Annotated in this window: 10 protein-coding genes and 1 pseudogene; 6 read left to right on the forward strand and 5 right to left on the reverse strand. The window is 32.2% G+C overall.

Going from position 1 to position 9,470, the window contains the following annotated elements; all coding sequences use genetic code 11:
• Positions 1–42: 42 nt before the first annotated feature.
• The 6 genes from tatA to LS72_RS06700 are packed head-to-tail and all read left to right on the forward strand — an operon-like array spanning position 43 to position 4,447.
• Positions 43–270, forward strand: a complete 228-nt coding sequence (gene tatA / locus LS72_RS06675) for a twin-arginine translocase TatA/TatE family subunit (protein WP_034555244.1) — start codon at positions 43–45, stop codon at positions 268–270.
• A gap of 2 nt (positions 271–272) precedes the next feature.
• The gene (argS, locus tag LS72_RS06680) at positions 273–1,847 is read left to right on the forward strand and encodes an arginine--tRNA ligase (protein ID WP_138155206.1); all 1,575 of its coding nucleotides are present in this window, start codon (positions 273–275) and stop codon (positions 1,845–1,847) included.
• 21 nt (positions 1,848–1,868) lie between these two features.
• Positions 1,869–2,792, forward strand: coding sequence for an ACP S-malonyltransferase (gene fabD / locus LS72_RS06685; protein ID WP_034555014.1), 924 nt, complete (start codon positions 1,869–1,871; stop codon positions 2,790–2,792).
• The gene (locus LS72_RS06690; protein ID WP_034555013.1) at positions 2,792–3,478 is read left to right on the forward strand and encodes a 5'-methylthioadenosine/adenosylhomocysteine nucleosidase; all 687 of its coding nucleotides are present in this window, start codon (positions 2,792–2,794) and stop codon (positions 3,476–3,478) included. Before fabD ends, LS72_RS06690 begins: the two co-directional genes overlap by 1 nt.
• On the forward strand, positions 3,478–3,936 hold the full coding sequence (locus tag LS72_RS06695; RefSeq protein ID WP_034555012.1) for a SixA phosphatase family protein: 459 nt from the start codon (positions 3,478–3,480) through the stop codon (positions 3,934–3,936). The genes LS72_RS06690 and LS72_RS06695 overlap by 1 nt, the downstream gene beginning before the upstream one ends.
• Before the next feature lies 1 nt (position 3,937).
• The gene (locus LS72_RS06700; protein ID WP_034555011.1) at positions 3,938–4,447 is read left to right on the forward strand and encodes a NanQ anomerase/TabA/YiaL family protein; all 510 of its coding nucleotides are present in this window, start codon (positions 3,938–3,940) and stop codon (positions 4,445–4,447) included.
• Here LS72_RS06700 and LS72_RS06705 read toward each other — a convergent pair whose 3' ends face one another.
• The 5 genes and pseudogenes from LS72_RS06705 to LS72_RS06725 form a co-directional block, all read right to left on the reverse strand.
• The gene (locus LS72_RS06705; protein ID WP_194145570.1) at positions 4,448–5,116 is read right to left on the reverse strand and encodes a YggS family pyridoxal phosphate-dependent enzyme; all 669 of its coding nucleotides are present in this window, start codon (positions 5,114–5,116) and stop codon (positions 4,448–4,450) included.
• A gap of 15 nt (positions 5,117–5,131) precedes the next feature.
• The gene (locus tag LS72_RS06710) at positions 5,132–6,136 is read right to left on the reverse strand and encodes an SAM-dependent methyltransferase (RefSeq protein ID WP_138155208.1); all 1,005 of its coding nucleotides are present in this window, start codon (positions 6,134–6,136) and stop codon (positions 5,132–5,134) included.
• A pseudogene (gene abc-f / locus LS72_RS06715) lies at positions 6,136–8,050 on the reverse strand (ribosomal protection-like ABC-F family protein). The gene LS72_RS06710 and the pseudogene abc-f overlap by 1 nt, the downstream one beginning before the upstream one ends.
• Positions 8,043–8,855, reverse strand: a complete 813-nt coding sequence (lgt, locus tag LS72_RS06720; protein WP_034554977.1) for a prolipoprotein diacylglyceryl transferase — start codon at positions 8,853–8,855, stop codon at positions 8,043–8,045. Before lgt ends, abc-f begins: the two are co-directional and overlap by 8 nt.
• On the reverse strand, positions 8,839–9,141 hold the full coding sequence (locus LS72_RS06725; protein WP_034554975.1) for a hypothetical protein: 303 nt from the start codon (positions 9,139–9,141) through the stop codon (positions 8,839–8,841). The genes lgt and LS72_RS06725 overlap by 17 nt, the downstream gene beginning before the upstream one ends.
• Positions 9,142–9,470: the final 329 nt, after the last annotated feature.

The following is a 9,470-nucleotide window of genomic DNA, read 5'->3' on the forward strand; positions in this document are numbered from 1 at the left end:
AGTATGCTATAATCAGGAAAATTTCTCATTAAGGATAAAATAATGATGCCAAGTGTGCAACAATTATTGATTGTTTTATTAATTATTATTGTTTTATTTGGGGCTAAGAAAATTCCAGACTTAGCTAAAGGATTAGGTTCGGGGATTAAAAACTTCAAAAAGGCGGTTAAAGAAGAGGAAGAAGAAGTAGCCACTAATACTAAAATTGAGCAAGATAAAAAACAAGAAAATGCTTCAACTACTACTAATGCTGAGAACACTAAAGTTTAAAAATGTATCCAAGCCTTAAAGCTCTTATTAGCCAGACTTTAGATATTGAATGTTTTTTAGAAAAACCAAAAGATAGGAAATTTGGGCATTTTGCTTTACCAACTTTTAGCCTTGCTAAAACTTTGAAGAAGAATCCTCCAGAAATTGCACAAGATTTTGCTAAAAAATTAGCAACTTTAGCAGAGATAATAAACATTAATGTTGTGGGTGGATATGTGAATTTTTCTTTAAGTGATGGCTTTTTGCAAGAGTGTGTAAAGAATTTTTTAACTCCAAAATTTTTAAAAAATACAAAAGAAAAAATTTTGCTTGAATATGTGAGTGCTAATCCGACAGGTCCTTTACATATAGGACACGCAAGAGGAGCGATTTTTGGGGATTGTTTAGCGCGTTTTGGTGAGTATTTAGGATTTGAAGTTGTTAGGGAATATTATATTAATGATGCGGGCACACAAATAGAAAATTTAGGACGTTCTATTTATATTGCCGGAAGACATTTATTTTTTAATGAAGCTTATAACTTACCAGAGGATTGTTATAGAGGTGAATATATTTTAGAGTTAGCAAAAGAAGCAAAAGAGCATTTTGGTGAAGAATGCTTTGAGTCGGAGAAAAATATTGCGGATTTAAGTGTTTTTGGCAAAGATAAAATGTTGGAGGAGATACAGGCTAATTTAGCACAGATTGGAATAGTATTTGATAATTTTGTAAGCGAAAAGACACTTTTTAAGGAATGGGATAACACATTAGCACAATTACAAAAAGGTAATGGAGTTTATGAGCTAGAGAAAAAAATATGGATAAAATCTAGTGAATATGGGGATGAAAAAGATAGGGTGATTGTCCGAGAAAATGGGGAACCTACTTATCTTGCTGGAGATATTATCTACCATAGGAATAAATTTAAACGCTCTTTTGATAAATATATTAATATTTGGGGGGCTGATCATCATGGCTATATTGCTAGAATAAAAGCGGCTATAGAGTTTTTAGGGTATGAGAGTAAAAATTTAGAAATATTGCTCTCACAAATGGTAGCTTTGCTAAAAAATGGTGAAGCTTATAAGATGAGTAAGCGAGCGGGTAATTTTATTTTATTAAAAGATGTGGTAGAGGAGGTTGGTTCTGATGCCTTGCGTTTAGCTTTTTTAAGTAAAAAAGCCGATACACATTTAGAATTTGATGTGGAGGATTTGAAAAAGCAAGATTCTTCTAATCCTATCTATTATATCAATTATGCACACGCTAGGATTCATACACTCTTTGAAAAATCTCATCAAGATTTTCAAAGTTTTCAAGGGCAGTCTTTAGAGGGCATTACAGAATCTTTGCGTGATTTATTAGTTTTAGCTTTGAATTTTTCTAAGGTTTTAGAAGATTCTTTTAGCCAAAGGGCTCCCCAAAAGATGGTGGAATACTTGCGTATGCTCTCTTCAGAGTTTCATCATTTTTATAATGAAGAAAAAATTTTACACACAGAAAATGAAAAACAAATTTTAAGCGTTTTAAAGATTGTAGCACAAGCTCTTTTTCAAGGATTAGAACTTTTGGGTGTGCAAGCAAAGACAAAAATGTAAAGATAAGAATAAAGGATAATAATGAATGTTGCAGTAATTTTTCCTGGTCAAGGTAGTCAAAGTATAGGAATGGGAAAAGATCTTTATCAAAATTCACAAGAAGTTAGAGTGCTTTTTGAACAAGCAAGTGATATTTTGCAAGAAAATATGGCTAAGCTTTGTTTTGAAGAAAATGATAAATTAAATCTAACACAATATACACAGCCTGCAATCTTGCTTGTAAGCTATGCGATTTATTCTTTGATATTGCCTAAAATAAAAGGCAAAATAGGTTTTGGTTTAGGGCATTCTTTGGGAGAATTTAGTGCTTTATGTGCTAGTGGTGTTCTTGATTTTGATAATGCTTTAGCCTTAGTTAATCAAAGGGGGAGATTAATGGAGGAGTGCTGTAAAAATAAAACCGCTGGAATGATGGTTGTTTTGGGTTTAGAAGACCCCATTTTAGAAGAATTTTGTGATAAAAAACGTAATATTGGTTTGAAAGTATGGTGTGCCAACTATAATGCTGATGCACAAATGGTATTAGCAGGGGGTAGAGAGGACTTATCAAGTCTTGAAGTTGAGATAAAAGGACTAGGAGCTAAGAGAGTCTTAATGCTTCCTATGTCCGTAGCTAGCCATTGTCCTATTTTAGAGGGAATGCGTGAGGATTTTGCGGTTATTTTAGAAAGTTCTTTAAAAGATTCTTTTGGGTTTTCTATTATCTCTAATGTTAGTGCAAAGCCTTATAATAAAAAGGATGAGGCTTTGAGATTATTATCTAATCAGCTTATTTCCCCGGTGCTTTATAAGCAATCTATTCGTGAAAATGATAAGGAAGTTGAGGTATTTATAGAATGTGGAGGGAATGTATTAAAGGGCTTAAATAAGCGGCTTACTTCAAAAGAGACACTTTCTTTGCAAAATTATCAAGAAGTGCAAGAATTTTTAGATAAGGATTTTTAATGAAGGTTGGTATTTTAGGTGCGATGGATGAAGAAATAATGCTTTTATTGGAGCATTATAAGGATTATGAGAGTATTTGCTTTGGTGGAAATACTTTTTATAAAATTAAACAAAATGGAATTATTATTGCAAGTAGTCGTATAGGCAAGGTTTTCTCTGCTCTTAGTGCGTCTATAATGATTTTGCATTTTGGTTGTGAGGGTATTATTTTTACTGGTGTTGCAGGAGGTGTTAATCCTAAGTATAAAATTGGTGATTTAGTCTTAGGCGTAGAGTTAGCACAACACGATGTAGATATTACCGCTTTTGGGCATCCTTTTGGATTCTTATCAGGAGGGAAAGTTTTTACAAAAACCGATGAAAAACTCAATAGTATTGCTAAAGAAGTCGCTAAAAATGAAGGTTTTAGGATGTATGAGGGAATTATTGCCACAGGGGATCAATTTATTCATAATTCTGAACGCAAAGAGTGGATTAAGCATACTTTTAAAGCCGATGCTATAGAAATGGAAGGTGCTAGTGTAGCTGTGGTGTGTGATAATTTGCAAATCCCTTTTTGCATTTTGCGTGCAATCTCTGATAATGCTAGTGATGAGGCATTGGTGAGTTATGAAGAATTTTTAGAAGAAGCTGCAAGAAAAAGCACACGACTTGTTATTAAAATGCTAGAAAAAATGGGATTGTAATGTATTTGGTTTTAGTGCGTCACGCTAAAGCTGAAGATAGGGAGAAATGGAATGCAAAAGATGATTTAAGACGACCTTTGGTAAAAAAAGGTGTTAAACAGGCTAAAAACATAGCAAAATATCTCAAAAAATACTCTATTGATGCCATAATTTCTTCTTTAGCCATTAGGGCTTCTGATACCGCTAAATATATTGCAGCTTATCAAAAACAAAGCACTTTCTTTTTAAGTCCTTCTTTGAATCCAGAAATAGGTATAGAGGGTTATATTAAACATAAAGAAGAGATACAACAAGATTGGGAGGTAGTGGTTATAGTGGGACACGAGCCTTTAATTGGTGAATTTGTGCGGCACCTTTGTGGGGAAGTATCTTTGAAGATAAGTAAAGGCTGTGTAGTGGAATTAGAATATAAGGCTAATAAATGGCGATTAGTGGGTTTAAAGAATTTCAAGGCTTGATATGTTTGTAGGCTATTTTCCAGATATTTTAAGAAAATTTAAAAAAAGTGAATCTTTGCTAAAGGTATGTAGTTATCTCAATGAAGCTTTAGATGAGGAAAGTGAAGTTTATCATAGGATTACACATTTAGGGGCTAATGAGAGTTTGGAAGTGTGTGTAGATGAGGGGATTAAATCTATTGAACAAGCTTATTACACAAAGTCTCCCAAAGAGGCATTTTATGAGAGCCATCAAGAAATGGTAGATTTTCAAATGCTACTAAAGGGCAGGGAGATATTCTTTGTTGCTCCTCATAGCCTTTGTGAAATAAAGAATCCTTATAATAGAGATAAAGATTTAATAGAATATTATCCAAATATCTATGCTTCAACCTTGCTACTTTTTAGGGGTAATCTAGCAGTTTTTGAAGCAAATGATGTGCATGCTGGTGGGATTTTTATTGGCCAGAGTGAGCTTGTGCAAAAAATTGTTGTGAAGATTCCACAAAAACTTATTAAGCTTAATTTTTAATTATCTAAAAAGTATAGTGCCTAATCGCACACAATTACTTCCGCATTTAATTGCAAGTTCAAAGTCTCCGCTCATTCCCATACTTAGTGTTTGTGCACCTATGGGGAGTAGCTTTTCATAAATCTTATAGGTTGTTTCAAAACTTTTTTGAATGATTTTTGTATCTTGAGTATGTGCTCCAATACTCATAATTCCGCAAAGCTTGATATTAGGGAAATTCTGAGAGATTTGGTGGTATTTTTCAATGGCAACTTCAGGCATAAAGCCACTTTTATTATTTTCTTTTGCACTATTGATTTGTAAAAGTGTCCGTAAAGTTTTGTTTTCTTTACTTAGTCGCTTCTGTAATTCTTCTGCGAGACTTAGAGAGTGTAGGCTATGGAGCATAAAGGGTTTGATTTTTAGTAGCATATTGATTTTATTACTTTGTAAAGTGCCAATGAAATGCCATTCTAAGGGGAGAGATTCTAAGAGTTGGGATTTTTGGTTTAAATCTTGCACTTTATTTTCTCCAAAGGCTCTTTGTCCGCATTGATAAAGGGCTTGTATTTGCTCTGTGGTAGAATATTTGCTAACTGCAATTAGTCTAACAATTCTATGTCTATCTACAGCGATTCTTGCTTTTTCTATCCTCTCAATAGCATCAAGGAGATTTGTATTAAAATCCATAATTATCCTTTTAAGTTATTTTACAAAAGCCATACCTAAAAATCTCTCACCTAATAAACCTGGCTCAAGAAGTGTCCGAATCTTAGCAGAGTGTTTCATAAAAGATTGCAATCCATATTTAGCAATATACCATTCCCCAACTTTATCTAAACCCATATCTACTAAGGCTCTATTTTGCCTATGGCAAAAAAGCTTTTTTGCACCTATGGTTTCAAAGTAGTTATTCCAGATTGTAAAATTAACATCATAGGTTATATCACATTTGTTAAAAGATTCTAAAAAGCTTTTATCATATTCTGTGCTTTTGGGAGAAATGAATAGATTTTTTGTTGAGTGTTTTTCAAAAAGTCGTAAAGAAAACTCATTTCTTGTTTCTAAGCTTCCATAATCAAAGGTTAAAAACATCCAATGTTTCGCACAATCATTGCAGTTTTTGATAAATTCTTCTATATATAAAGGAATTTCAGAAATCTGCAAATGAAACTTTTGTGCGATTTGTTCTATGGGCTTTGGGGCTTTTTTGAAACTTAAAATATTATCCTCTATAAAAGCTATTTGTCCTTGATAATAAAGTTCGCAAGGAAAAGCATCAAGAAGTTCGTTGCTGCAATAGAAAATGAAATCATAATGCAGGGATTTAATGGATTGAAAATCCTCTACTATTAAGAGGTTTTTAGAATCTATTTTTTGCAAAAAAGTTTGATTTTGTATGTTGTGTAGGGACTTAAGTGGTTCTAAAATCAGAAAATCAATTTTATGAAAGTTTAAAAAATTTTCTTTTAAAAAAAAAGCAATATCACTTATTAAATTGCCCCTTTCTGCACCAATTTCTACAATGGCAATCTTTTGGTTTTGAAGAGAGTTTAATTGTTCTTGCAGATAATAGCCCAAGGTATAGCCAAAAAATTCACTTACACTTACGCTAGTGTAAAAATCCCCTTCTTTGCCAATATGCAAATTTCTATAATAGCCACTCTCTCCATAAAGCCATTTTTGCATAAATTCACCAAAACTCTGCATTAGAGATTTTCCATTTTTTCTTCTAGCTCTAAGTATTGCGTAATTTTCTCTTCACATAGGGCTTTTTTGTTTTCATATTCTAAAGCTAGGGTTGTTAAATCGCTATTTTTCTGTGGTGTATAAAGTTTTTTTTCTAAAAGTTTTAATTCTTGCTCTAAAGATTCAATCTCTTTGGGTAATAGCTCTAAAAGTCTCTTTTCATTATAACTTAGCTTAGTTTTATTTTTTGGTTTTTCCACTTTTGTTTTTTGAAGTTCTTTAGCAATATTGGTGTATTCTTTAAGCTCATTTTGAATTTCTAAGTATTCGCTAAAGCTATGATGTGATTCTTCAATTTTTTGATCTTTTAGGATAAAAAGTTTTTTAGCGATTTTATCCACAAAATATCGGTCGTGGCTTACAAAGAATAAGGCTCCTTGAAAGCTTTGTAAGTATTCTTCTAAAATATTGATAGTGGGAATATCTAAATCATTAGTGGGTTCATCAAGTATTAAACAATCATATTCTTTGCTAAAAAGTAATGCTAAAGCTACACGACTTTTTTCTCCACCACTTAATGCACCAATTTTTCTATCTAAAAATTCTTTAGGAAAAAGGAAGTTTTTAAGGTAGCCAAAAATATGCAAACTTTTGCCTTTGACTTCTATATGGTCTCCCCCAAAAGGGCAAAAGGTTTCTAATAAATCTTTAGAATCATTGAGCATTTCACGATGTTGGTCAAAATAGCCTATTTTAAAATCCCCCCTTTTGGAGTGTTCCATAATAGTTTTGTGCTCTCCCTAAAAGGAGTTTTAAAAATGTGCTTTTGCCTACCCCATTTTTACCAACAATAGCGACTTTATCAGTGTTTAAAATCCGAGTAGAAAAGTTTTTAAAGAGGATTTTATTCCCCATTTGCATAGAAATATTTTCTAATTCAAAAAGCATTTTTTTGTGGTTTGTTCCTTCAAGCTGGTTAAAATGCTTATGCTCTCTCTCCAATTCTAAACTCATTTTTTTGATAAGGGAGGGATTTTTCTTTGCTTCCTCCCTTAGTTTTAAAATCCTTTCTTTTCTGCCCTCATTGCGTTTTACTCTAGCTTTTACTCCTCTAGCTAACCATTCTTCTTCCATTCTTAGGTGTTTTAATAAAGTTTGATGGCTTTTTGATAAGCTTTTTAGTAATGCTTCTTTGGCTTTTAGATAATCCCCATATCCTCCGTTAAATTCACGGATTTTACAATCCTCTACTTCAATAATCCGGGTAGCGATTTTATCGATAAAATACCTATCGTGGCTAATAAAAACAAGGGTATATTTTTCTTTAAGTAATAAATTTTCTAAAAATTCTACCATTTCTACATCTAAATGATTAGTGGGTTCATCTAGGAGTAAAATATCGGGTTTTATAAGTAGCAAACAGGCTAAGGCTACGCGTTTTTGCTCTCCTCCGCTTAAATATTCTACCTTTTGGTTCTCTAACTCCTTTAGGTCAAAGGTTTCTAGGATTTGTTGAATCTTGTTTTCTAAGTCCCAAGCATTATGGTGTTCAATGAAGTTTGATAGTTTTGAGTGTTTTTTTAAGAGTTCTTTATCATAAGGAGCATTTTGTAGAGATTTTGCTATTTGCTCTAAGGATTGCTTTGCTTGATTAAGTGTTGTAAGAGCTTGTAAAACACTCTCTTTAGTTGTCGATCCCTCTTGAAAATTTGGTTTTTGGGCGAGCATTTGAATCTCTAAATCCCCTTCTAGGATTCTCTTTCCATAATCTGCTTCTAATTCCCCATTAAGGATTTTTAAAAGGGTGCTTTTTCCCGCTCCATTTTTGCCAATGATAGCTACTCTCTCCCCTTGGTGAATATGTAAGGAAATATCTTTTAAAATAGGTTTATAATCAAAGGCTTTAGAGATGTTTTGTAAGGAGATATTAGCCACTTTTTGCCTTTTGTGTTAAAAAATATAAACCCAATGCACCAATGATTAAAGATAAGAGTTGTCCTTGCGTTAGCCAATTAAATGCTATAAAGCCAAGTTGTAAGTCAGGTTCTCTGAAAAATTCTGCAATAAAACGGGCTAAAGAATACAAAATAATATATAAAAGTCCAATTTCCCCAACAAAATGAGCTTTTTTGCGGTATAAAAATAAAATAACAAAAACAATAATCCCCTCTAAAAATGCTTCATATAACTGGCTTGGGTGCCGTAATACACCATCAACATAGATTCCTAAAGGATTCGTAGTTTCTCGTCCTACTAATTCTTGATTTAAAAAGTTTCCAATTCTACCAAAGACATAGGCTAGAGGGATACTAAGTCCTGCTAAATCAGCAAAAAGCCAGAAATTCACTTTTTTTATTTTTGTAAAGATAAAAGAAGCAATTAAAAATCCAATTACAGCCCCATGAAAGCTCATTCCGCTAATACCTATGAAATTTCCATTCCTATCAAAGGGGTTAAATATCTCCCAAGGATGGCTTAAATAATAGAATGCAAAAGGATCATAAAATACAATATAGCCTATTCTAGCACCCAAAATTACGCCAATTTCTACCCATATAAAATAACTATTTAATAGCTCTTCTTTAATGGGGTAAGCGTCTTTTTTAATAAAAAGTTGTGCGATAAATAATGCTAAGAGTAGGGCGGCAACATACATAATCCCATACCAGCGAACAAAGATTCCGAAGAGACTAAAGGCAACGGGGTCAAAAACGTTATAAATATTATTCCATACTTCCATTAATAACCTTAAGGAATTTATGTAAGCCAAGTTTTAAAAAGTTATTATACAAATAAGAGTTTTCAATATAAATTATGAAATTAAAATTATTTTTTTTAGCAAGTTTTAGCCAATATCCTAGAATATACAAATTGATTTCTTTAGCATTAGGAATATTAAAAATTACTTCTAACTCGCCCCTTTTTCGTTTTTTTTCTAAAAGACTTTTTAGCTCACTATAATCACTCATATCTTTTAATTTACCCCGTAAGTTAAAAGTATTTTCATTAATCTTTTGTAATTTCATTATATTTCCTGCGTATAAATAATCTTGCAAAAGATTCTAACAAAATTAAAAGAAAATTCGAAGATTTATAGCAGTAAATATAGAAATTAACCCCCAATTTAGAATCCCCATGTCATTTTTATTCCATAAAGTTTTTAGGATTGGTTCATATTTTTATAAGAGTATTAGGCATAAGATTCTCTAGTATTGAAAAAAGCTCTAATTGTTATTTGGTTTTCTTATGTGTTTTTTAAATTAACCCCCCATTCTCTTAATTAACCAATAACATCTACTTAATACCTAACTATCTCTGTATCCCCTTTAATCTTTAATCCACTTAATACTTACTC

The organism is Helicobacter apodemus (genome assembly GCF_000765745.2).
Classification (GTDB): domain Bacteria; phylum Campylobacterota; class Campylobacteria; order Campylobacterales; family Helicobacteraceae; genus Helicobacter_D; species Helicobacter_D apodemus.

Bases quoted from the DNA above. Each gene is read 5' to 3' on its own strand.
- LS72_RS06725 (WP_034554975.1), bottom strand. From the start codon at position 9,141: ATGAAATTACAAAAGATTAATGAAAATACTTTTAACTTACGGGGTAAA.
- LS72_RS06705 (WP_194145570.1), bottom strand. From the start codon at position 5,116: ATGGATTTTAATACAAATCTCCTTGATGCTATTGAGAGGATAGAAAAA.
- tatA (WP_034555244.1), top strand. From the start codon at position 43: ATGATGCCAAGTGTGCAACAATTATTGATTGTTTTATTAATTATTATT.
- LS72_RS06690 (WP_034555013.1), top strand. From the start codon at position 2,792: ATGAAGGTTGGTATTTTAGGTGCGATGGATGAAGAAATAATGCTTTTA.
- lgt (WP_034554977.1), bottom strand. From the start codon at position 8,855: ATGGAAGTATGGAATAATATTTATAACGTTTTTGACCCCGTTGCCTTT.
- LS72_RS06700 (WP_034555011.1), top strand. From the start codon at position 3,938: ATGTTTGTAGGCTATTTTCCAGATATTTTAAGAAAATTTAAAAAAAGT.
- fabD (WP_034555014.1), top strand. From the start codon at position 1,869: ATGAATGTTGCAGTAATTTTTCCTGGTCAAGGTAGTCAAAGTATAGGA.
- argS (WP_138155206.1), top strand. From the start codon at position 273: ATGTATCCAAGCCTTAAAGCTCTTATTAGCCAGACTTTAGATATTGAA.
- LS72_RS06695 (WP_034555012.1), top strand. From the start codon at position 3,478: ATGTATTTGGTTTTAGTGCGTCACGCTAAAGCTGAAGATAGGGAGAAA.
- LS72_RS06710 (WP_138155208.1), bottom strand. From the start codon at position 6,136: ATGCAGAGTTTTGGTGAATTTATGCAAAAATGGCTTTATGGAGAGAGT.